Genomic DNA, 20972 nt, shown 5'->3' on the forward strand with positions numbered 1-20972 from the left:
ATTCACCATCAGCAAGCCGGACGTCGGTCGCCGTCGCCCCGGGGGCGGGAAATCGGGCTGCGGGGTCCGGCTGACGTCGGGACCACTCCGCGCGTTCGGGCCCGTCAATCAGCAGGACGCCGGGGACCCGCGCGACGGGCACCCAGAAGTGTTGCCCCGAGCACGCGTATCGGAGTCTTTCGTCCGCCGGGTCCCCGCCGGATCCCGCACCTCCTCCGCTCGTGAAGGGAAGGCAGATGGCCGTGGACGTGGTCCACGAGCGCTGCGCGGGGAGTGACATCAGCGAGGCGGAGGTAAAGTGTGCGTCCCCCGCATCCCCGGTGCAGGCAAGGGCACCGCCGGCACGTGGTGGTGCGCACGTTCCCGGCGCTGACCTCCGGCCTGCTGACGATGCGGGACCGGCCCCTGCCGGAGGTCGTCCCCGTCTCCTGTCACCCTCCGGCATTCGGGTCCATCGTCGCGTACCCGGCGGTCGCGAGCGCGGCCGAACCAGTGCATGCGGCGTCGACGGGGGCGGCCCATCCGTTCGTGTCGAGGCCACCCGGGTGCGGCTCGTCAGCAGGTTCCGGGGCGAACCGGACAAAGACGCAGCCCCCGTCGGGCTGGGGCACGGCCAGCGCCGCCAGGCCCGCCGACTCCGCGAAAGCGGACGCGGTCAACGGCTGTGGACTTGCCGTGGCTGTCGGTACCGGCGAGGCGGTGACGGTGGAGGTGACGCGGGGCTGCGGCAGGGCAGAGGCGGTCGACGGAGGCAGGACTGCCGGGTACTGCCCCGTGGGGCCGACACCGAGCAGCTGCTCGGCTTGTTCCACGGTCTGCGGCAGGGCACGGGCCACGCCCTGCCCTCCCATGCCGTACCGCGACGCCACCTCCTGCACCGCCCACTGCCGCGCGGCCAACCGGGCGGCCTGGTCCGCGCCCAGTCCCGCCGGACACTTGATCGCCCGGTACCCGGCCGCGGGGTCCTGGTAGCCGGCAGTGAACCGGTAGCACCTCATCGCGGCCGGGCCCAGGATCGTCTCGCCCTGCACGGTGGATCGGACGGTCCCGGGGCCGAGGACGGCGTCGAGCTGCAGCTCCGAGTCGACGGTACCCGGAGTACCGCTCGCGGACACGGAGGTCACGAAGCCGCCGCCGTACTTGATGATCACCGCCATCAGCGTGGTCTGTGTCAGGGCTCCACCGGTGCGCGCGTTGCCCAGCATCAGCTCGACGGCGCTCGCGCGCGCCTCCGTGACCTTCGCTCCGGCCGGCTTCATCGGAAGGCCCTCAGCGCACGCGGTGAGCGTCACTGCCATCCCGAGCACCGCGCTCGACCAACGCGCGAACGTGGCTCGCTGCATCAGTTCCCTCTCCCCCTGCCGCACGCCGCGGTGTCCAGTGACACCGCAGCACACGCCGCCGCTCCGTCACAACGGCTCTGCCGCCCGCACGAGTTCCCGTACCGGCTCGGCGGGCGCCACCGACCGCCGGTTCCCAACCACGGTGGCGGGTACACGCCGGTGTACACGCCGGTCGAGGGCGACGAGTCGCGCTCTGCCACCCTGCAGACCGACCAGGTCGCCGCGGACGTCGAGCAGCACCTGCGGCAGGCCGACGGTGCGGCAGTAGCGGCCCTCGACGACCTCGAGTGGGCCCGGGCCGCGCTGGGCGCGCTCAGCTCCGCCGGGCGCCGAAGCGCCGCTGGTTACGCGGAACGGCTGCCAACTGACCCAGTACACAGGTAGGTTCTTCACCACCCGCTCGACACCGGCTCCCGGCGGAGCCGTCCGCGGCGTTCTGGTGACGGGGGCGAGGACGCGCGCGAGCGCCTGTTCCGCACTCTGAACGAGGAGCCATGCCAGTGGGACCGCTCGATACTTGGCGCACTGCAACCTCCGTCCTTCCCCGCCGCACCGCACTGCGGCTCCTCGGCGCCTCCGCCTTCACCGCGGCGCTGGCCGCCTGCAGCGGCAGCGGCGGGCTCGGCGCGGTGGCGTTGGGCAAGTTCGCCGCCGGCACCTGGAATGTGTCCACGCCCGGCGCCCACTGGACCACCGTGACCCTCACCATCACCGAATCCGGCACCTGGAAAGGCCACTTCGCCGACATCCAGGACCAGCAGGAGCAGTCGTCCCCCCAGGACAGCTCCGGCACGTGGGCGCTGTCCGGGCAGACGCTGACCATCACCATCGACAACCCGCAGGCCACCGATGACCCGGATGTCAGTGGGGCCACCGCGGCCAGCGTCCCGGCGACCGTCTCCGGCGACGCGTCGGCGCACCTCACCTGGACCTACGGGAGCCGGCTCAGCGACGTGCAGGCCAAGTACAACGGCAAGACCCGCACCCTCACCCTCATCTCCACGCAGGGTCACCGTCCGCAGACCATCACTGCCGTTCGAGCCTGACCGATCATGTGTTGCCGGGGCGATGGACGACCCCGGCCAGGTGACAACGACTCGGGGGTGACCGCCCGGCGTCGGCTGCGGGACTGGACCGACGCCGGGTCCGGCCCCGGCTGCACGAGGTTCTTCTTGGCGAGCTACGGGCGACAAGCATCCTGGACGTGGACGATGCCGCGATCGATGGGCTTCACATCAGGGCCCTCAAGGGCGTTCAGCGAGCTGGGAGGACGTCAGGTCCGGTTGTGGTGGCGGCCGCGTCCGGGTCGGTCGAGGAGTAAGGGCGGCGGGCGAGCGAGGTGGGGCGAGCCCCGGCAGGTGCTGGTGGCGTGGTGACACGCTGCGGACTCTCAGAGCGACGCATCACCGTTCAACCGTGTCCGCCAGGAGCACAGCCCCACCGCCCGCCACGTGCGGAGGGCTGGGGAGATCAGGACGTTGTGCAGGGCGCGGCGCACCGGGCGCGGGGCGCCGGGCACCGGGTACCGGGCGCTGGAGTCCGTCCATGCGCTCAGGGCCACGCGGAACTGATCGAGGAGGAGCACGAAGCGGTGGGTGTCCAGGACCAGGTCTCCCGGGGGGCTGGTGGTGGTCGCGACTGCAGGGGGTGGTCCGGCGGGGAAGCCGCGCCTGACTGCCTGGTACAGCCACCGGAAGCGCCGTTCCTCCGCCTCCAGCCGTTCACTCACGTCCCGGCGCGCCTGCGCTTCGGACAGGTCGCCATCAGCCATCCGGGCGGCCACGGCGTTGAAGGTCTCGCCTTCGCCGCTGCCGCCCGCAAGGTCGTTCGCGAGGATCCCGCAGGTCGAGAAGGCATCGAGGAGGTCGCGCACCATGGGGTCGGTCCAGTGCGGCGTGATGCACTGGTCGGCGAGTTCGCACCACATGGCGGCCAGCAGCATCCCGCCGTCGGCCGGACGGAGCATCAGGTACTCGCGCAGCGTGGGTGTCCGCCCCGGCTGCAGGTAGTGCACCAGCTTGTCGCGCGCCGCCACGATCCAGGCGTCCAGCTGCTCGCGGTAGCGCTGCCACCAGAAGTCGGGCATGGTCATGCGGGTCTGCCGGATCAGCCCCGCGAGTGCATGGACGACGGGATGGTCGTCGGGTGCGGGCTCGACGCCGTCAGCGCCGACGCACAGGAGCGACCGGGTGAGTCGCTCGATCACCTCCGGCGGGGCGGTACGAAGGTCACCGTCCAACAGGTCGTCGGTCGTCCACGTCCACAGCGCCCACCGCATGGCCAGGCGCAGCGGGAAGCCGCCGGCGGTCGGCCACGCCATGAGGCACAGGTCCACGTACCCGTGCGCCAAGTACGTCTCGGGGGCGGGGTGCAGGCCGTACTGTGTCAGGAAGTCGAGTGCGTCAACGCTTAGGTCGGCGCGTGAGGCTTCCTGCGACTGCGAAGTGCGGCGGTCGAGATCAAACACCGGTCGGCTCCTGATGCGAAGGACCCACGCCGGCCGACCGTCCCGGGCGGCCGGCGCGCACGCGTGAGCCGTCTCACGCGTTGACAGACCAACGACCCTCCAGCCAAGCCGGTACGTTTCCGAACCACGCCAGGAGCGAGCCAGGTTTTCGACGAGCGCGCGGCAGGCGGCGCGCGCCCCCTGAGGCGGTCGTGTTGTCAGACCGCGCGCGCCCAGGCTCAGCCGGGGCGAGGTGGCCGTCGTCGCGCGGTCACGGCGGGCTCGCGGGCGCGAGGCCCCGCGCCCGGCCGGCCAGGTCGGCCAGGTCGGCCAGGTCGGTCGCGCCGAGGGTGCGGGCCGCCCGGCCGAGCAGGACGGTCACATCCTGCGGGGTGAGCAGCAGGGCCTGGGCGATCTGCCGGTCGCTGTGGCCGGCCCCGACCAGCGCCAGCACGCGGTGCTCGGTCATCGACAGGCTGGGCGCGGGCGGTGGCACCGGGCGGGGGCGCACGCCCAACCCGGTCAACGCCCGACGCGCCCGGCCGGCCAGCAGGACGCTGCCGCAGGCCTGCGCGAGGTCCAGTGCCCGGGTGAGGCTGCGCCGGGCCCGACACCTGCCAGGTCAGCGCCGCCAACATCTCCAGGAAGGAGCCCCAGCGCCCGGCCACATCGGCGATCCGGTCGAACCGCGCCGCCGCGTCCTCGAGCCGGTCCGTGGCCACGAAGGCCAGCCCCTTGCCAGGCTCAGCAGCATCTGCGACTCGTCCGTGCCCGCCAGACCGCCGCGCAGCGCCCGGTCGACGAGGCCATCGACGACGGCGGCGTCGGCGTCGCCGCTGAGGGCCGAGACGGACAGCGCGGCGAGCACCGCGCACTCCCCGGGGGTGTCGCCGGCCCAGTGCGTGCTCCCGCAGTCGTCGGGCCCACGGCCGGGTGGCGGGGAGGGTGGACAGCTGGTCGTAGCCGGTCAGCAGCATCTGGGCCTGCAGGTGCCACGACACCTCGCGGGCGGTCCCGCTGCCGTCCTCCGCCTCCCGCAGGTCCTCCACCGCGCGGGCGAACACGTCGACGGCGTCCTCGCGCCGCTGCCCGAGGAACAGTGCGCGGGCGAGCAGGTGGGCCGCCTGGGCCCGGGAGTACGGGTCGGTCAGCGCCTCCGCGGCCTGCGCCAGGCCGTGCCGGGCCGCACCGACGTCGACCTGCAACTCGTCCGCGCCCAGCTCCAGCAGCAGCGGGCCGCGTTCCTCGACCGTCATCGGTTCGCGCAGGGCGCGGCGCAGATAGGTCACGGTGACCTCGGGTGCCCCTCGGCCGCGGGTTGCCCGCGCCGCCTGGCGCAGGACGTCCACCCGCCAGGACTCACCGTTCGGTTCGGCCAGCAGCAGGTGGGCCGCCACCTCGGCTTCGGCCGCCCCCTCGCGCCGGAGCAGTTCGGCCGCCCGGGCATGTCCGTCGGCCGACTCCACGGGCCGCACCAGGGCTTCGGCGATCGCGGCGCGGACCAGGGGTGCTCGAACCGCGCCGTTCCACCGGACGCCAGCACCCCGATCCGCTGTAATCGGCGGCCGGTCTCCCGGGCGCTCGCCGCTGCCAGCCCCGCGAGCTCGGCCGCGCCCCGGCAGTCGGCGCCGTCCCCCAGCACCACCAGGGCGCGGACCAGCGCGCCGACCGGCTCCGGCTCCCCCGCCAGGCGCTTGATCACGGTGCCCGCCAGGATCCGGCCCCGGAACTCCTCCACCACGGGCGCCTGATCGCCGGCCGGCCTGACCCCGTGGTCGGCCAGTGTTCGCAGCAGCTCGCGCAGGAGCAGCGGATTGCCCCGGGTCGCTTCGGCGCAGGCGGCGGCGAACCGCGGGTCGGACTCCTCCCCCAGCCTGGTCCGCACCAGCGAGGCCACACTGTCGGCGGCGAGGGGCGGTAGCTCGACGGGCCGGCAGTGCGACTGCGCGGCAAGCTGCTCCAGCAGCGGCTCGACCTGCGTCCCGCTGTCCGGGCGCGCGGCCAGCAGCACCAGCAGCGGCAGGCCGCGCACCCGCCGGGCCAGGTACTCCAGTCAGCGCACCGACGGCGGGTCCGCCGGCCGACCGGGGCGTGCGGCCGCCAGCAGCCCCGCGGCGCCGGTCCCCGCCAGCCCCAGCGCCGACACCAACTGCTCCACCGTGCGGCGCTGCGGGCGCCCGCGTCGGCCCCGCTCGAGGTCCCTGACCGACCGGGCGGACAGGCCGGCCGCCTCGGCGAGCTCCTCCTGGGTCAGCCCGGCCGACCGGCGGCCCTCACGCAGGATCTCGCCGAACCCCCTCACCGGTCCACCGCCGCACCGGCCCAGCGCGAACTCCGTTGTTCGACTGTTCGACCAACACACCCTCCCCTGGTGTTCGGACACCACAACACGTCCCGCACCCGGAAGAGCAGGAGTGTCGGGCCCCGAACCCTCCCCTTCAGCAGGATGGTGGGCGACCCCGCCTGCGGCTGCCCTACCGTGCGCGTCCGTCGTCGTGGCGGGAACGGCTACCTGATAGCTGATGCAGCGTCAACTCTGGTGCATCCTCGGCATGGGTGACTGATCCCGCCGGTTCGTCCGGTCGGACGCGGGTTCTTCCCGTGGTTCGTCCCGTCCTTCTTCCTGGTGCCTCGACCGGCTCGATGATGTGCTCTTCAGCAGCCGAACGGGCCGAACACGAAGCTCTGTTGCCGATGGCGAGGCCCCCCGCGCCCTCCGGCTCGCCGCCCGCCCGGCGCACCCGGACACCGACGAAGGAGTCTCTGTGTCAGCCACTCGAATGCGTAAACTCCTCGGCACGCTTGCCGCCACGGCCCTCGCCCTGACCGCCGCCGCCGGTCTGACCACCACCGCCTCGGTCGCCACGGCGGGCGCGGTGGGCGCGGCGGGCGCGCCCCACGCCACCGTCACGACCGGTTCGACCCCAGCCGCCACCCAGCGGTTCGCCACCCCCTCCTGAGCAGCACCCACACCCTGATCTCCGGCGGCCTGGCCCTCGAGGTCCCCGGCAGCAGCCCCCACGCCGGCACCCAGCTCGACACCTGGGCCGTGAACGGCAACACCAACCAGCTCTGGACCCTCACGCCGCTGTCGAACGGCTCCTACCTCGTCTCCTCGGTGTGCAGCGGGTTGATGCTCACCGCCGCTTCGAGCGCCAACGGGGCCGCGCTCACGCAGCAGGTGAGCATCAACTCGCCGCAGCAGCAGTGGACGATCAGCTGACCCGTGTTCGCAGGCGAGCACGGACCTGGCCGGGGGGTCGGCTTGTGATTGATCCAGCACCTTCGAACAAGCGGACCCGGTGGACCGGTCCGAAAGGGTTCGCGCGTGCCGCCGTCCGGATGATGAGGTGGCACGGTGACCAACCATGACGAGGCGGCGACCGTCCGACCGTTGACACTGGCCTGGGCGCGCCGGCACCTGGAGGCCGGCGAGCGGATCGTCGGATCCGAGGCATTGCACGGTGGCGCCACCGCCGAGATGCGGAGGCTGACCATCAGCACGCGGGACGGAAGCACCCGGCACCTGGTGCTGCGCTCCTTCGTCGACGCGCCCCGGCAGGGGCCGGCCGAGGAGCTCCTGCATAGGGAGGCCGACGCCCTGACCGCGCTCACCGGCACCGGCGTGCCGGCTCCCGGACTCGTCGCCGTCGATCCGACCTCCGAACACTGCGAGTACCCTTCGCTCCTCATGACCCACCTGCCGGGCCGGACGGTCCTCGACGACGAGGGGCTGGAGGCGCGCCTGCCGCTGTTGGCCCGTCAACTCGTGGCGGTCCACGCGGTGCGGCCGGCCGTCCGACCCCGGGAGTACGTGGCGCTGACGACCGCCGACACGGTCGTGACCCCCGACGGCGCCGACGCCGCGGCCTGGGCCGCCGCGATCGACGTGATCCGCAACCCCGCACCGAGCTACGAAGGGCGGTTCCTGCACCGGGACTTCCAGCCCGGCAACGTGCTGTTCGACCTGCCGCCCGAGGACCCGGCCGGTGCCGCCGGGGCCCGGATCACCGGCGTCGTCGACTGGGCGGCGGCCTCCTGGGGCCCGGCGGACCTGGACGTGGCGCACTGCGCCACCAATCTCGCTCTGTTGCACGGCCCGGTGTGGGGCCTGCGCTTCACCGAGGCATACCAGGAGGCCGGCGGGATGCTGGCCGCGGCCGTGGACGAGCGGCTGTACTGGCAGGTGCGGGAGCCACTGGCGTTCTCGGAGGAAGTGCAGTGGCTGGCGCAGCCATGGCGGGCGGCAGGACGGACCGAGCTGACGACACGAGCCGTGGAAGAGCGGCTGGATGCCTATCTCACCTCCCTGATGGACGCACTGGGCTGAGCCAAGTCGGCTCGGGCCCGGGCGTGGCACTGAAGAGCACCGTCGGCCGGTGGTTGCGGTGCGGCGTGCAACTCAACGCTTTCGGGTGACTGCGGCATGATCGGGTCCCGCAGCGGGCGCCGGAGCGGGAAACTGCCGATCATGGGATTTCCTGCGCAGCCGCGGTTCCACATGCCGTTCCAGTCCCGGCTCAACCCGAACGTCGATCAGGCCCGCGTACGTGCCAAGGAGTGGGCGGGGCGGATGGGCATGTTCGACGAGGAGTACCTGGAGTGGCCGGAACGGTGGAGCGAGGACACGTTCAGCCGGGCGGACTTCCCGCTGTTCATCGCCCTGACCCACCCGGATGCCGACGCCCGCGAGTTGGAGCTCATCACGGACTGGCACGTCGCACTGTGGTTCGTTGACGACTTGTTCCTGCCGCTCTTCCGTCGCGATCACGACCAGGCGTCGGCCGGGGCCCAGGTGGAACGGCTGATGCAGTTCCTGCCGCTGGACGGCCTCCCTCGGCCGCTCGTCCCGAACAATCCGGTGGAGCGGGCCTTCGCCGACCTGTGGACCGGCACCGCCGCGACCATGACCCTGCCCTGGCGCGACCGGTTCGTCAGCAGCGTGCGGCGCTTCCTGGACGGAGTGCTCTGGGAGCTCGACCACGTCGACCACGCCGTGACCGACCTGATCGAATACCTCGGGGCCCGCCGCGACTTCGGTGGTCTGCAGTTCACCGCCGTGTTGATGGAACACACGATCGGCGAGCTCCCGCAGCACGTCCACGGCCGCCGCGAGTTCCGCACCGCCCTGGACGCGTTCGTGGACGGCGTCAGCCTGCACAACGACATCGTGTCCTACGACCGGGAGGTCGACGAGGGCACGGTCGGCAACAACGGTGTGGAGGTGGCCCGCAAGGTCCTCGGAAGCGACCGGCGCGGCGCCGAGGACGTCGTCAACGCCCTGTTGACCGCCAGGGTGGACACCCTCGCCGAGGCCCCCGGGGCCGTACCGCCCGAGGCGGTGGAATTCGTCGGAGCCCTGCAGGAGGCGCTGGCCGGTTCGTACCGGTGGCACGAACTGACCGGCCGCTTCGGCCGGACAACCTTCGGAGCGCTCACGAAGCCCCGCGGGCTGGGCACATCGGCGGCCTACCTCTTCTAGTGCTCTGGCCGCACAGGTCCGCCGGGTTGGCGCCGGTGCGCCCTCGGCCGGGCCGGTAGGTGTCGGACGGACGGATGTGCACCCCCGTGAAAGGCGGAGACGATGACCACGACACTGCGCATTGAGCGCTCGATGCCGGGGGCGACGGTGGCGGTCCAGGACCGCCACACCTCCTGGTCGGTCCTGCTCGACGATCAGGAGGTCGGGCGCATCGCGCCGGACGAGGTCTTCGAGACCCGGCTGCCGTCCGGCCCGCACACCCTCCGGTTGACCTCGACCGGCAGGCGCCGCAGTCCCGTACGCACGTTCACCGCGACAGACGGGTCCGTTGTCGAGTTCCACTGCCACTCCCAGCCCGTCTGGCCCCTCATGCTGATGGCACTGGCCCGTCCCGGGCGGTGGATCGCCCTGAAACAGCGCTAGTGCCACCCCGCAGAGTTCGTGGAGGGGTCAGGCCGCCTCCTCGAGTGACAGCGGAGTGCCCTGGTGGGTCCAGCGGAACGGGCGGGGACGTTCCGCTCCGCTGGATCATCCAGGCGTCCATCTTCTCGATCAGGTCGTCCCGGCTGGTGAAGTCGCCGTGCCGGAGTACCGCGCGGGCCGGTGCGGTCACGGACGCTGCCGGCCGTCGCTGCTCCAGGGGCTACGCGAGGACGGCGGCGAGCGGGGAGCGGGGTGCGTGACCCAGCAGTTGCCGCAGGTCACCGCCGGTGCGGGACATGAATCCGGCGGCGATGGCGGAGTAGGTGCTCACCAGCATCGGCACCTGGAACAACTCGGCGCCGGAAGCGGCGATGTGTGCACGGGCCTGGGCGAGTGTCTGCGGCTCGTAGGTGACGTGCGGCCCGTGCGCGCGGGCCAGGTCGGCACCGCCGATGGCCTGTTCGCCGACGAGTTCGTAGATGCGCCCCGCATGAGCGGGGGCCTCAACCGTCACACGTACCGCGGCGTCAGCCAGGTCCGCGCGGGCAACGGCTGCCAGGCGGCCCTCGCCGAGCGGGGCCGTGATCCGCCCGTCTGCCGACGGCGCCGCGAGTCCAGCCAGCAACTCCGCATAGAGACCGTTGCGCAGGATCGTCCAGCCCATGGTGCTCTGTTGGAGTCGACGCTCGGTCCAGCGGTGTGGCAGGGCGTAGGCGAGGTGATCGCCGTCGGCGGTCAGACTCGTGTAGACGACATGCCCCACGCCGGCCTCCTCGGCAGCGTCGATGGCGGCGCCGTGCCGGGCTATGACGGTGTCGTCCTCGCCGTAGCCTGCGGAGATCAGCAGCAGCACGTCCACGCCCTCGAAGCCCTTGATGAGAGTGGCGGGGTCGTCGAAGTCGATGCGACGTACGGGCAGTTTGGCTTGGAGCCGCCGAGGATCGCGCGTTCCAAGGACAGTGTCGTCACAGTCGGCCAGCCGCTCGGCGATCAGCGTGCCCAGGGCGCCGGTGGCGCCAGTAACCAGGATCATCAGGGTCTTCCCGTTCCGGTAGGTTCTCTTCGGTAACCGGGATCATCCTGCGGGTTTGCGCCGGAGGGCGTAAGGAGGCACTTCCATGTCAGCAGGGCACACAGCGGTAACCACCTCGCCTGTCGTCAGTTGCGGCGACGAGCACGAGGACTGCGGGATCCGCGACGTGCTCGACCGGATCGGCGACAAATGGTCGGTCCTGGTCATCGTCGAACTGGCCCAGGGCGTCCGCCGTTTCCGCCAACTCCAACGCGCCGTACCCGGTATCTCGCAGCGGATGCTCACGCTCACCGTGCGCCGGCTGGAACGCGACGGACTGATCAGCCGGACCGTGCACCCGACGGTGCCCCCGCAAGTCGAGTATGAGCTCACCACGATGGGCCACAGCCTCACACATCTGGTGAGAGCCCTCGCCGACTGGTCGGCAGAACAGCGCGATGCGATCGCACGGGCACGCCAGGAATGGGATGCCCTACATCCCGACGCCGGAATCCGCTGACCGGACGGGCGGCGGCGCCCTGATAACTCCTATGCATCCGAACTTGTCGTCGGATAGTGTCCCGCCCGTGACTGATCACGAGGGTACGGGGCTGTCGGCACATCCCGACGGTGCGCAGGGCGGGGAGCAGGGCACGGGCACCGAAGAGAACATGCGGGTGGGTGTCCAGGTGGTGGCGGCCCTGGCGATGGGCGCCGTGCTGTTCGGCGGGCTGCTGGTGCTCCAGCACCACGAGCAGGCCGCGAAGAAGCCCGCCGCCGCTGCCGCCTGCAAGGCCCCGGCGGCCGACGACTCGCCCGAGTACCCGGTGCTGTGCGCCGCGTTGAACCGCCCCGATCTGCCGGCCCTCGTCGGATCACCGATGGACCGGGTCACGGAGGCTGGACCCGGCGCGCACTGGACCAACTCGGACGGCACCAAGGAGGTCGACAAGAGCGCGGAGCTCCAGATCGGCCAGATCTCCCTGCGCCTCACGGACGACGACGACATGGACGTGACCGACGCCGAGATCCTCGGCTCCGCGGCGCACCACCGCAGCTCGGTGCGCGGCCACCTCAGCACCACCTACCAGATGGACACCATCGGCATCAGTTTCTCGCTCGGCGGCGGTTCGTCCTCGCGCGCGCCCAACGGGGTCGCAGACAACCTGGTGATCGGCAAGCACCCGGACGGGCACGGCGGTTCCTACGAACTCGCGATCTGGCGCCAGGACACCGCGCCGCCGGACGAGGCCAGCCTCTACCGGATCGCCGAAGCGGTCCTGCCGAACCTGCCGGGCTGGGTCGCGGGCACCGCCGCCCAGACTGCCCCGTCCGCCCCGCCCGCCAGCCCGCCACCGGCGACGGGGGCGAGGACGGGCACTGAAGCGGGGACGGTGACGATAACCGGCACGGACCCGTGGACGGACTCGGGGATGGACCAGGGGGCGGAAGCACCGGCGGGCGCGGCCCAGTAGCCGGTTGCCTGCCGGACGACCCCTCGCTCTCGCCGAGTTGGACGAAGCCACCCGCTGCGGAGCGCACCGACCAACCACCCAGTGACAAGAACAACCCGTGGATTCGCAGTGTTCGCCGGACGGGTGGTCAGGTGCGGCGGATGGGGTGCGGTGGTCGAGGCCAGTGAGTCGGGGGTGGTGATTTCGCGCTGTTCGTGCCTGCCGGAGCCCGTCAGGTACGACGAGGAAGGCTGGAGTCCGTTGATCTCCGCCTGGCGGCGACGGCGCAGGGTGGCGGCACCGCCGGGACCCACTGCTCCGGCCCCCCGCGGCGAGACGCTCATCACGGGCAGGCTCACCGTGCCGGTCTGGGCCGCCGCGACCAGCGGCACTGGGCCGGCCAGGGTGTCGTAGGCGCCGTTGGACGCTGTCCGCGCGAGCAGCCAGACGTCGTAGCTGCCGATCGCCACTCCGCTGGTGTTCAGGCTCACCGAACCGCTGGTGTTGTAGGCGTTGGCCCAAGCGGCGGTGTTGTAGTTACTCGGCGTCGCCGCGGTGCCGGCGCCCGCAAATGCATCGGCGACCGGTACGCGAGGACCCAGGCCACCCTCGTCCTCGCCACCATTGCCGACCGCTGGGGACTCACCCCCCTGACCACCCAACCGCCCCAACTGCTCATGCGCGTCGAGGCTCGCTGACACAACCCTGCCGCTGGATGTGGGCTGTGCACGGCCGCGATGCGCTTCCTGGCCTGCGAGCAGCCCCACCCCTCTCCCCTGCTCCCCCGCTTCGCGGTCCGCCCCCGACGCCGACCTGCTTCCCGCTCCGTCCCTGCGGGACCTCGCCGTCGGCGTCAGCGTGGGCCGCTGTCACCTGCCGGTGTGCGGCAGTCGGTGGGAGTGGTGGCCTCGCCTAGGGCGTGGGCGAAGGAGGCAATGTCGGGGTAACGGTCCTTCGGGGCCCACGACAGTGCGGTGGCCAGGGTCCGGGACAGGGCCGGCCAGTGCCGGGCGGCCGGGCCGTCGAGGGGCGGCAGCGGTGCAGGGCGGCCAGGGCGAAGGCGGCGGCCGGCAGGAGGCGGTGGGCCTGGCGGGCGTCGTGCTCCTTGCGGTGCGCCCGCCAGGTCTGCCCGGGAAGCCACTGGGTGACCAGGTAGCGCAGCTTGTCGTCCTGCCCGTTCGCCAGCACGGCAGGTGCCGGCCCGGTGCCCGACAGGTGGGCCAGCGAGGCAAGTTCGGTCTCCAGGCGCCGGTGCAGCTGCTGCTCGGCGTCCAGGCACACGGCGCGGATCGCGACGGGCCGGCTGTCCTCGTCCTCGCCCTCGTAGACGGCGTGACAGCCCTGGGAGCCCACCACGCCGAAGTCGGTAGCCGCCAAGAACGCAGGACGGGCAGTACCTGTCCTCGGACGTCGTCACTGTTTCCCCTTCTCGTCTTCGTCCTCACCACCCCGAGGCCATGGCGGGTCTGCGCACGGCCCCGGGGCGCTGGTCCCGGTGGTCAGTCGTCGTCGCCGGTGGTCTGGTAGTTCGTGGTGGCACCGGTCTGGTGGTAGGCGGTGTGCTGGAACTGGGCGCCGTCCGCGGCGACCCAGCGGCAGCGGGGCGGCCGTCCCCTCCCTGACGCACCATCACAATGGCAACGGACGCCACTTCGTGATGGAGCGTCCGAGCGGCCTCGTGACCGGTGCCGGCGGAGCCGGGCCGGGTGGCCGCGTCCGCACAGCGGGAAGGGCACGCGCGGGTCCGCCGCGCACACCGATCGCCATGTGACGCCCGCTCACCTCGGATCATGCATCCAGCGGACAGGACGGCCGCGACGGCCTTCACGTCCTGGTCACCGATGGCCCGGTACGTCCGGTGCAGGTTCAACCGGCGGCGGCCGGCGATCGACGTGACCACCGCGAGGACCGTCACACCGGTGTGCCACACTGCGAACGCCCAGACCGCCCCCGGCTGTCCGCCCTGCCACGGCGGGATCCGGCACCATGTCCGCAGGGACGATCACCCCTGCGCTGGAGGCATCGTGAAACTGCTCCTCACCTCCGCCGGAGTGAAGAACCCCAGCATCCGGCAGGCCCTGGTCGACCTCCTCGGCAAGCCCATCGAGGAAGCCGACGCCCTGTGCATCCCCACCGCCGGCTACGGACACCCCATGGGGAGCCCGGCCGGAGCCTGGCGCTTCATCACCGGGCAGTCCACCACCCCGATGTGCGAGCTCGGCTGGCGATCCATGGGCGTCCTGGAACTCACCGCCCTGCCCAGCATCGGCACGCAACGCTGGCTGCCCTGGGTCCAGCAGGCCGACGTCCTGCTCGCCAACGGCGGTGACGCGCTGTACCTGTGCCACTGGATGCGCCAGTCCGGCCTGGCGGAGTTGCTCCCCTCCCTGCACGAGAAGGTATGGGTCGGGCTGAGCGCCGGCAGCATGGTGATGACGCCCCGCATCGGCGAGGACTTCGTCGAATGGAAGTCGCCCACCGGCAACGACGAGACCCTCGGCCTCGTCGACTTCTCCCTCTTCCCCCACCTGGACCACCCCGCCCTGCCGGAGAACACCATGGCCGACGCCGAACGCTGGGCGGCCACCCTCCCGAACCCGGCCTACGCCATCGACGACGAAACCGCCCTCAAGGTCGTCGACGGAGTCGTCGAGATCGTCTCCGAAGGTCACTGGCGACTCTTCTGAACAGCCACGGGGGACCCGTCGCCTTCACGACCCTGCCTGCTCGCCCCGGCCGAGCGCGCGGTCGTGGCGCCGGACGTGGAACAGGCCGGGCAGGGCGGCCCGGGGAGGCCTGGGCGAGGTGGAGCGCGGGTTCCCTACTTGTCACTGATCACGGGTGCGCAGCCCCTCGAGAACCCCGTCGACGGTGTGGACGCCGTGGCCCAGCACGGTCTCGAAGAGGTCGACGGCCTCCGTGACCGCTTGCCGGTCGTATGGCCCGGGTGTGGTGATGGCCCAGTCAGTCATGGCAGGCAGTGTCTCGCGTGGTGGCCTCCCGCGGGGAGGGACGTCCCCGCTCTCCGAGCGACGGCTCGGTGGCGAACCGCCGGTAGCGGGGAGCAGCTGCCTTGGCCTCACTTGATCACCACCGGCCTCCCTGTCCTAGGCTGCTGTGATGGGTATGGGGATGGTGACACTGATCGTGGACTGGCCGCGGGTGGAGGCGGCAGCGCCCGGTGCCAGGGAAGAACTGCTGATCGATGCCGCCTTCGGAGCGGCGTACAGCAGCGACCGGCCCGAACATGGGTGGTCGTGGCCCGCGCAGCCGGATGAGCAGTGGTACGGCAGGTATGCCTTCCGGCACGCGCTCGGCTCGTACAAGCCGCACTTCTGGGCCGGCCACCGCTGGGACCACGTGCGGGACTTCGTCGAGCCGACGGTGCGCCGGGCGCTGGACCTGTTCAGCGATGCGCTGTTCTGGCACGGCCTGGAGGGCACCGCCGGGGTCGGTTCGGAGCTTCCGGAGCGGCTGTGCACCTGGGAGGCAGACCTGTTGCTGTGGCGTCCGCCTGACCAGGTGCCGCTGATCGCCGCTTGGTGGCGGCATGCGGAGCCCCGACTGGAGCTTCTGCGCAAGCCGTTCGGCCGGCACGCCGCAGATACCGACGGATGGATCAACACCTTCGACGCGTTTGCCGACCTCCTCGCCGACTGGGGAGAGGTGGTCACGGAGGCAGAGCGCCGCGGCTGGGGCATCGTCGGTCTGCGCTGCTGACTGCCCCTCCGACCCCCAGCGACTGCCCTGCTCTCAGCTGAGGATCTCCACGTAGAAGGCGTCCCAGTTCTGCGGGTGGTAGTTCGCGTCGTACCCCGGATCGAGGACTCGGTAGTAGCGGTAGAAGAGCTTGGCTATCCCCCCGGCGGTCCTGTTCTGCTCCGGGTCGACGAGCCTGACCGAGTACGCGTTCGGGTCCGAGTACGGCTCGTACTCGGCCTTCGCCGCTCCCTCGTACGTGGAGGCCATCGGGAACTCATCGCAGTCCAGGCCGTTGCGGGCCCCGCACGTGCCGCGGGCGATCCTGCCGTTGCGGTCGTAGCGCAGCACGCTGGTCGGCGGGCTGTACCTGCGGTACAGGCGGTGCAGTGGATTGTCGATGAAGCCGGGGAGCACCTTGGTCACTCCCGGCGGCTCGGCCGGCACCGTCTGGTCCGGGTAGAGCAACGCGTCGGCGATGTGGGCGGCGACCTCGTCCGTGCCCTGCCCGTGCATGTTGTAGATCAGCGGCGGGATGTAGTCGAAGATCGCTGCTCCGTCCCCGCCGTAGCCGTTCTTGACATAGGAGGCGTCGTCCCAGCGCACGTTGAGGTCCGGCATCTTGACGATCGGGTTCCTGGCATCGAAGGGGGGTGGGAAGACCACGTTGAAGCCCTCGTTGAGGACCTCCTTGATGATGTCGTCGCGCCCGACGCCACCGCCTGGCGGCACGGTCAGCGCGAACTGCCACGAGTCCCCGCCGTTGGCGAGCCAGTCCGTCAGCAGACCGACGTGGAAGTCCGTGCGGGACCGGCAGGCTCCGCTTCCCAGCACCGCGGTGCAGAACGATTCCGAGTCGAAGAAGATCGCCGGATTCCAGGCCGGCCCGACGGGGAATGCGCTGACGTTCGAGATGTACTCCTGAAACGCCAGTGCCCGGTCCGCTTGGTCACCGAATCCCGCGCCCCCGATGAGGGTGTCCGTGAACTCCGCCACACCCTGGACGATGTCGCCCGGCTCCTCGAGCTCGCGGGCCCCGAGGACGGCAGTCTCACAGATGTCGAACCGGTCGGGAGCGTAGACCGGGCCTGCGGCGGCGCCTGACGCGCAGTCGGCCAAGGTCAGCTCGGCCGGTTCCGCCGTGGGATCGAACGGGGCGTTGGTCACGTGACTCGACGCGCGCGGACCCGTGCTCCCGTCGCGTGCGTGCGCTTGGCTCTCCTTGGTCTCGGAGGCCAGGGTCGGGGCGGCGGACGTGCCGCGCGCCGTGAGACCCAGCGCGGCCAGTGGCCTGCCTGCTTTCAGTCCTGCCGTCGTGGCCGTCCAGTCCAGGTTTGCGGGGCCGCTGAACAGCTCGGCCACGAGGTGCGGTCTCTCGGAAGCCGGCGTCGCCACGCTCGTGGCAGCTGTGGGAAGGACGAGCGCGGCTGTTGCCGTCAACACGGTGACGAGGTGCCTGATGCGCCTTCGCATGAGCGTCCTCTCTGGCGATGTGAGACGACTCGCCAGCTCCACACGCTTCCGCCGGCGAGCCGCCACGCTGCGCGGGAGTCTGCTCGTGATGCTCACGTTATGTCAACTGGCCTCGTATGCAAGGACATTGCGAACAGTGCACAGCCGGACACTCCGGGGACAAGTGCTACTGCTGAAGCGATCGGCTTCGACATCCCTCCATGGATTCCTTACCGAGCCACGCGCTGGACTCTCCCATGAGACGCCCTGGAACGCGGACTTCGGACCTCGATAGGCTGACGGTCCCGACCGAGCCGAGCCGCCGAGGTGTCACCCTTGACCAGCACCACGTCAGCATCCTCCGCCGCGGATCGCGCGGATCGCGCGGACGCATCGGCCGTCCGGGTCGGGGCCCTCGTCCCGCTGTCGCGGCCAGGCTGGGTCGGGGCGGGCCGCCACCTGCTCGCCGGGCTCGAGCTGGCCGTCGGTGAGGTCAACGCCGGTGGTGGCATCCTGGGGCGGCCCCTCGAGCTGGTCGTCAGGGACACCGCAGCCGATCCGGAGCGCGCCGCCGCGGCCGTCGACGAACTCGCCCAGTCGGGCGTGGCCGCGTTGGCTGGGGAGTTCCACAGCGTCGTCGCCCGCACCGCCGCCGCCCGGGCCGCCGCCCTCGGCCTGCCGTACCTCTGCTCCTCCGCCGTTCTCGACGACCTCACCGAGCAGCCCACCGACTGGATCGCCCGCCTCGCCCCGGCTCAGTCCCACGGCTGGCGCAGCTACGCGGACCACCTTCTGAAAGTGGGTCACCGCCGGATCGCCGTGGCGGCCGACCCCGGCGTCTACTGGGCCGCCGGCACCCGCATCCTGCGCGACCACGTCACGCCACACGGCGGCACCGTCCTCGACCTCGACGCACGCGCACTCGACCCGGCCGCCGTGTGCGACGCCCTCGCCGACCACCACGCGACGGCTCTGCTCCTCCTGGTCGGCCACCCGGACCCGGCCGTGCCGCTCGTCCGGGCCGTGCGCCGCGACCCGCGCCTGCCCGACCTCCTGATCGGCGCCCCGGCCGGGCAGCCGGAGCTCCCGGAATGGGTCACCCTGCTGGGCGCCGACGGCGCCGGCATCCCCTTCCTGCGCTACCTGCCCGACCAGCTCAGCCCGCTCGGCACTCGGGTCGCGGCGGCCCTGCGCGAACAGCTGGGCGAGGAACCCTCCTTCGTCGCCTTCGAGGGCTACGACACCGCCACCGTCCTCGCCACCGCGCTGCGCTCCCACGGTACGGACCGGGCCCGCATCGCCGAGGCCTGGCCGCGCCTCGCCGTCGAAGGAACCCGCGGCCCGATCCGCTTCACCCGCATGCCCGGCATCGACGTCTGGCAGTGGGCCTGGGCGCCCGTCCAGGTCGCCGACCGCGACCCGGCCGCCCCTGACCGCTTCCGCGTCCTCCACACCGGCTGAGCCCGCTTTCGGGACGCAGTAGCCCATCAGCGGTGCTGGGCGATGACCGGCGTGATGGCGCGCCGGATGGGGGCGGCCGGGCGGGTGTCCGCCCTCGTTCGCGGCAGAGGATCAAGGCCCTCCAGGAACATCGGCCCGGCCGCCCGGTGGGTCAGCGGTTCTTGAACTCCTCGATGGCCTCCCGTTCCGCCAGTTGCATGGTGAGACTGCCGGCGTGACCGGAGTCCTCGATGATGTGCAGCCGCGCGTCCGGCCAGGCCTTCGCCAGCTCCCACGCCGTCTGGACCGGGCCGCCCATGTCGTGCCGGCCGTGGAAGAGGATCGCCGGGATCCCGGCCAGCCTGTGGGCGTTGCGCAGCAGTTGGTCCTCCTCGAGCCAGGCGCCGTTGCTGAAGAAGTGCGCGCAGATCCGGACGAACGCGAGCTGCGCGTCGACCTCGCGGTCGCTGTACATGCCGGGCCGGCCGTTCGGCTCGTTCGAGATGACGGCGTCCTCCCAGGTGAGCCAGTCGGCGGCGGCCTTCTCCCGGACCGCCCGGTCGGGGTTCTCCATCAGCCGCGCGTAGGCCGCGAGCAGGTCGCCGTCCCGCTCCTCCTCGGGGACGCCGTCGCGGAATCGCTCCCACGCCTCGGGGTAGAACCGCCCGGCGCCCCGGTAGAGCCAGTCGATCTCGGCGCGACGGGTCGTCGTCACCGCCGAGATGAGGATCTCGCTGACCCGCTCCGGATGCTGCTGCGCGTACGCCAGGGCCAGCGTCGAGCCCCAGGAGGCGCCGCTCAGTAGCCACTTGTCGATGCCGAGGTGTTCGCGCAGGCGTTCCATGTCGTCGATCAGGTGCTGGGTGGTGTTCAGGCTCATGTCCGCCGCCGGGTCGCTGGCGTGCGGAGTGCTGCGGCCGCAGTTGCGCTGGTCGAAGCGGATGAGGCGGTAGCGCTCGGGATCCCAGACCCTCATCGGCCGCTGCCGCGCGCCCGCGCCCGGGCCGCCGTGCACGCTCAGGGCGGGCTTGCCCTTGGGGTTGCCGAGTTGCTCGTAGTAGACGTGATTGCCGTCGCCGGTGTCGAGGAGGCCGTGGTCGTACGGGTCGGTGGGAGGATAGAGGTCAACCATGACCGTCGATCCTAGGACGCGATCGCCGTCGGGCTCCGCGATTTTTTTCCGCCGACCTGGCGGGCGGGGCCGGCGTTGGGCGACCCCGCCACGGCTGCGTGACAAGCCGTCAGAGGTCCAGCTGGTACTCGAAGGTGCGATGCGTCGCCCGGTAGCCGAGCCCGTCGTTGATGCTCCGCATGGACGGATTGTCGCCCGCCGTATCGGTGAGCAGCCCGGCGAGTTCCGGGTGTCGCTCGCGCGCGCGGCGGATCGACTCCGCCTTCATCCACACCGCGAGCCCGCGGCCGCGGTGCTCGGGCAGCACCCCGGTGCCGTAGTGCTGCGCGTCGCCCACGCCGCCGGCCGGGACGACCAGTTCGGTGAAGCCGACGATCTCGCCGCTCGCCGCATGCACCGCCGCGACGGTCTCCAGCAGCTCGCCGCGCCTGGCGACGGCGGCGGCCGCCGCGCGCACCCGGTCGACGTCCCAGACGACCCGGCCGAAGTCCGTTCCCTCCATCGGCATGTCGTCCATCGCGCTGCGGGAGGCGGTGAAGGTCTCGGCGAGCTCGTCGGGCACCGTGCCGTCCCAGGAGATCAGCCGGTAGCCGGGGTGCGGTGCCTCGACCAGTGAATCGAGCGCGGCGGGGTCGGCCTCCGCGAGTGCGAGCCGTGCGTAGGTGAGGGTCATCACCCGGCGGAACCCTCGGGCTGCCAGGAAGTGGTCGCCCGGCTGGCCCTCGCGGGCCTGGGCGATGACGCACCGCCTGCTGTCCGCCCGGGCGGCGGTCACGGCGGCGTCGAGCAGGCGGGAGCCGGCGCCGCGCCGCCGCTCGGTGGGGTGGACGTTGATCGCCAGCTCGGCGAGGTGCTGCTGGCCGGCGGCGGTGAACAGGCGCAGGAACGCCGACCCGGCCGGACTGCCGTCGGCATCGGCGGCGAGCCAGGCGAGGCGGTGGCCGGCGGGTCCGCGCTCGGGGTCGATCAGCGGGGTGACACGGTAGGACGTGGGGTGTGACAAGAGAGCTCCGTGGTGAGGAGGTGGGGTGAACGGTCGTTGCCAGGACGCGGGTTCCCGTGCTGGACACTCCTACGCATCGCTGCACA

24 protein-coding genes and 1 pseudogene are annotated in these 20972 nt (G+C 71.8%); 13 read left to right on the forward strand and 12 right to left on the reverse strand.

What is annotated here, in order from left to right; genetic code table 11:
* Positions 1–431: 431 nt before the first annotated feature.
* Positions 432–1343: a hypothetical protein gene (locus tag ACQRUO_RS08235; RefSeq protein WP_428315082.1), complete on the reverse strand. Its 912-nt coding sequence runs from the start codon at positions 1341–1343 to the stop codon at positions 432–434.
* A gap of 30 nt (positions 1344–1373) precedes the next feature.
* On the opposite strand from ACQRUO_RS08235, the gene ACQRUO_RS08240 reads away from it, so the two are divergent.
* From ACQRUO_RS08240 to ACQRUO_RS08250, 3 genes and pseudogenes are all read left to right on the forward strand, one after another.
* Positions 1374–1727: a hypothetical protein gene (locus ACQRUO_RS08240; protein WP_428315083.1), complete on the forward strand. Its 354-nt coding sequence runs from the start codon at positions 1374–1376 to the stop codon at positions 1725–1727.
* A gap of 110 nt (positions 1728–1837) precedes the next feature.
* On the forward strand, positions 1838–2389 hold the full coding sequence (locus ACQRUO_RS08245) for a hypothetical protein (protein WP_428315084.1): 552 nt from the start codon (positions 1838–1840) through the stop codon (positions 2387–2389).
* A gap of 51 nt (positions 2390–2440) precedes the next feature.
* Positions 2441–2610, forward strand: a pseudogene (locus tag ACQRUO_RS08250) (IS5/IS1182 family transposase); the annotation flags it as partial.
* A gap of 123 nt (positions 2611–2733) precedes the next feature.
* Here ACQRUO_RS08250 and ACQRUO_RS08255 read toward each other — a convergent pair.
* The 5 genes from ACQRUO_RS08255 to ACQRUO_RS08275 all read right to left on the reverse strand — a co-directional run bounded on the left by ACQRUO_RS08255 (position 2734) and on the right by ACQRUO_RS08275 (position 6091).
* Complete coding sequence (locus tag ACQRUO_RS08255) at positions 2734–3810, reverse strand: terpene synthase family protein (protein WP_428315085.1); 1077 nt, start codon at positions 3808–3810, stop codon at positions 2734–2736.
* Between the two features lie 250 nt (positions 3811–4060).
* Positions 4061–4258 carry a LuxR C-terminal-related transcriptional regulator gene (locus ACQRUO_RS08260; RefSeq protein WP_428315086.1) on the reverse strand — a complete coding sequence of 66 codons (198 nt, stop codon included), beginning with the start codon at positions 4256–4258 and terminating at the stop codon, positions 4061–4063.
* A gap of 153 nt (positions 4259–4411) precedes the next feature.
* On the reverse strand, positions 4412–4657 hold the full coding sequence (locus ACQRUO_RS08265; protein ID WP_428315087.1) for a hypothetical protein: 246 nt from the start codon (positions 4655–4657) through the stop codon (positions 4412–4414).
* A 417-nt stretch (positions 4658–5074) separates the two neighbouring features.
* Entirely contained in the window at positions 5075–5821 is a 747-nt protein-coding gene (locus ACQRUO_RS08270) for a hypothetical protein (RefSeq protein WP_428315088.1), read from the reverse strand.
* Between the two features lie 21 nt (positions 5822–5842).
* Positions 5843–6091, reverse strand: coding sequence for a helix-turn-helix domain-containing protein (locus tag ACQRUO_RS08275; RefSeq protein WP_428315089.1), 249 nt, complete (start codon positions 6089–6091; stop codon positions 5843–5845).
* 478 nt (positions 6092–6569) lie between these two features.
* On the opposite strand from ACQRUO_RS08275, the gene ACQRUO_RS08280 reads away from it, so the two are divergent.
* From ACQRUO_RS08280 to ACQRUO_RS08300, 5 genes are all read left to right on the forward strand, one after another.
* Positions 6570–6749 carry a hypothetical protein gene (locus tag ACQRUO_RS08280; protein ID WP_428315090.1) on the forward strand — a complete coding sequence of 60 codons (180 nt, stop codon included), beginning with the start codon at positions 6570–6572 and terminating at the stop codon, positions 6747–6749.
* Between the two features lie 29 nt (positions 6750–6778).
* A complete protein-coding gene (locus tag ACQRUO_RS08285; protein WP_428315135.1) occupies positions 6779–7012 on the forward strand; it encodes an RICIN domain-containing protein in 234 nt (77 codons plus the stop codon).
* Positions 7013–7147: 135 nt separating this feature from the next.
* Positions 7148–8119: a phosphotransferase family protein gene (locus ACQRUO_RS08290; protein WP_428315091.1), complete on the forward strand. Its 972-nt coding sequence runs from the start codon at positions 7148–7150 to the stop codon at positions 8117–8119.
* A gap of 141 nt (positions 8120–8260) precedes the next feature.
* Positions 8261–9271: a terpene synthase family protein gene (locus ACQRUO_RS08295; RefSeq protein WP_428315092.1), complete on the forward strand. Its 1011-nt coding sequence runs from the start codon at positions 8261–8263 to the stop codon at positions 9269–9271.
* Between the two features lie 102 nt (positions 9272–9373).
* Complete coding sequence (locus ACQRUO_RS08300; RefSeq protein WP_428315093.1) at positions 9374–9694, forward strand: hypothetical protein; 321 nt, start codon at positions 9374–9376, stop codon at positions 9692–9694.
* A 220-nt stretch (positions 9695–9914) separates the two neighbouring features.
* Here ACQRUO_RS08300 and ACQRUO_RS08305 read toward each other — a convergent pair whose 3' ends face one another.
* Entirely contained in the window at positions 9915–10727 is an 813-nt protein-coding gene (locus ACQRUO_RS08305) for an NAD(P)H-binding protein (protein ID WP_428315094.1), read from the reverse strand.
* A gap of 85 nt (positions 10728–10812) precedes the next feature.
* Here ACQRUO_RS08305 and ACQRUO_RS08310 point away from each other — a divergent pair, with 85 nt between their 5' ends.
* Both ACQRUO_RS08310 and ACQRUO_RS08315 read left to right on the forward strand, forming a co-directional pair.
* Positions 10813–11226 carry a winged helix-turn-helix transcriptional regulator gene (locus ACQRUO_RS08310; protein WP_428315095.1) on the forward strand — a complete coding sequence of 138 codons (414 nt, stop codon included), beginning with the start codon at positions 10813–10815 and terminating at the stop codon, positions 11224–11226.
* A gap of 67 nt (positions 11227–11293) precedes the next feature.
* Positions 11294–12181: a DUF6215 domain-containing protein gene (locus ACQRUO_RS08315; RefSeq protein ID WP_428315096.1), complete on the forward strand. Its 888-nt coding sequence runs from the start codon at positions 11294–11296 to the stop codon at positions 12179–12181.
* Between the two features lie 891 nt (positions 12182–13072).
* On the opposite strand, the gene ACQRUO_RS08320 is transcribed toward ACQRUO_RS08315, so the two are convergent.
* On the reverse strand, positions 13073–13537 hold the full coding sequence (locus tag ACQRUO_RS08320; protein WP_428315097.1) for a phosphotransferase: 465 nt from the start codon (positions 13535–13537) through the stop codon (positions 13073–13075).
* 647 nt (positions 13538–14184) lie between these two features.
* Here ACQRUO_RS08320 and ACQRUO_RS08325 point away from each other — a divergent pair.
* A complete protein-coding gene (locus tag ACQRUO_RS08325; protein ID WP_428315098.1) occupies positions 14185–14847 on the forward strand; it encodes a Type 1 glutamine amidotransferase-like domain-containing protein in 663 nt (220 codons plus the stop codon).
* Between the two features lie 141 nt (positions 14848–14988).
* Here the strand turns inward: ACQRUO_RS08325 and ACQRUO_RS08330 are convergent, their stop codons facing one another.
* The gene (locus tag ACQRUO_RS08330) at positions 14989–15132 is read right to left on the reverse strand and encodes a hypothetical protein (protein WP_428315099.1); all 144 of its coding nucleotides are present in this window, start codon (positions 15130–15132) and stop codon (positions 14989–14991) included.
* Between the two features lie 148 nt (positions 15133–15280).
* On the opposite strand from ACQRUO_RS08330, the gene ACQRUO_RS08335 reads away from it, so the two are divergent.
* Positions 15281–15880, forward strand: a complete 600-nt coding sequence (locus tag ACQRUO_RS08335; RefSeq protein WP_428315100.1) for a hypothetical protein — start codon at positions 15281–15283, stop codon at positions 15878–15880.
* A 33-nt stretch (positions 15881–15913) separates the two neighbouring features.
* Here the strand turns inward: ACQRUO_RS08335 and ACQRUO_RS08340 are convergent, their stop codons facing one another.
* The gene (locus tag ACQRUO_RS08340; protein ID WP_428315101.1) at positions 15914–17332 is read right to left on the reverse strand and encodes a hypothetical protein; all 1419 of its coding nucleotides are present in this window, start codon (positions 17330–17332) and stop codon (positions 15914–15916) included.
* Positions 17333–17647: 315 nt separating this feature from the next.
* On the opposite strand from ACQRUO_RS08340, the gene ACQRUO_RS08345 reads away from it, so the two are divergent.
* Positions 17648–18772, forward strand: coding sequence for an ABC transporter substrate-binding protein (locus ACQRUO_RS08345; RefSeq protein WP_428315102.1), 1125 nt, complete (start codon positions 17648–17650; stop codon positions 18770–18772).
* A gap of 151 nt (positions 18773–18923) precedes the next feature.
* Here ACQRUO_RS08345 and pip read toward each other — a convergent pair whose 3' ends face one another.
* Both pip and ACQRUO_RS08355 read right to left on the reverse strand, forming a co-directional pair.
* Positions 18924–19883, reverse strand: a complete 960-nt coding sequence (pip, locus tag ACQRUO_RS08350) for a prolyl aminopeptidase (protein WP_428315103.1) — start codon at positions 19881–19883, stop codon at positions 18924–18926.
* A 109-nt stretch (positions 19884–19992) separates the two neighbouring features.
* On the reverse strand, positions 19993–20886 hold the full coding sequence (locus ACQRUO_RS08355; RefSeq protein ID WP_428315104.1) for a GNAT family N-acetyltransferase: 894 nt from the start codon (positions 20884–20886) through the stop codon (positions 19993–19995).
* Positions 20887–20972: the final 86 nt, after the last annotated feature.

Source organism: Kitasatospora sp. LaBMicrA B282, from assembly GCF_050325825.1.
Classification (GTDB): Bacteria; Actinomycetota; Actinomycetes; order Streptomycetales; family Streptomycetaceae; genus Kitasatospora.

Excerpts from the sequence above, each read along its gene's own strand:
- ACQRUO_RS08310 (WP_428315095.1), top strand. The coding sequence starts at position 10,813 with ATGTCAGCAGGGCACACAGCGGTAACCACCTCGCCTGTCGTCAGTTGC.
- ACQRUO_RS08300 (WP_428315093.1), top strand. The coding sequence starts at position 9,374 with ATGACCACGACACTGCGCATTGAGCGCTCGATGCCGGGGGCGACGGTG.
- ACQRUO_RS08305 (WP_428315094.1), bottom strand. The coding sequence starts at position 10,727 with ATGATCCTGGTTACTGGCGCCACCGGCGCCCTGGGCACGCTGATCGCC.
- pip (WP_428315103.1), bottom strand. The coding sequence starts at position 19,883 with ATGGTTGACCTCTATCCTCCCACCGACCCGTACGACCACGGCCTCCTC.
- ACQRUO_RS08260 (WP_428315086.1), bottom strand. The coding sequence starts at position 4,258 with ATGACCGAGCACCGCGTGCTGGCGCTGGTCGGGGCCGGCCACAGCGAC.
- ACQRUO_RS08335 (WP_428315100.1), top strand. The coding sequence starts at position 15,281 with ATGGGTATGGGGATGGTGACACTGATCGTGGACTGGCCGCGGGTGGAG.
- ACQRUO_RS08280 (WP_428315090.1), top strand. The coding sequence starts at position 6,570 with ATGCGTAAACTCCTCGGCACGCTTGCCGCCACGGCCCTCGCCCTGACC.
- ACQRUO_RS08340 (WP_428315101.1), bottom strand. The coding sequence starts at position 17,332 with ATGCGAAGGCGCATCAGGCACCTCGTCACCGTGTTGACGGCAACAGCC.
- ACQRUO_RS08235 (WP_428315082.1), bottom strand. The coding sequence starts at position 1,343 with ATGCAGCGAGCCACGTTCGCGCGTTGGTCGAGCGCGGTGCTCGGGATG.
- ACQRUO_RS08330 (WP_428315099.1), bottom strand. The coding sequence starts at position 15,132 with ATGACTGACTGGGCCATCACCACACCCGGGCCATACGACCGGCAAGCG.
- ACQRUO_RS08245 (WP_428315084.1), top strand. The coding sequence starts at position 1,838 with ATGCCAGTGGGACCGCTCGATACTTGGCGCACTGCAACCTCCGTCCTT.
- ACQRUO_RS08295 (WP_428315092.1), top strand. The coding sequence starts at position 8,261 with ATGGGATTTCCTGCGCAGCCGCGGTTCCACATGCCGTTCCAGTCCCGG.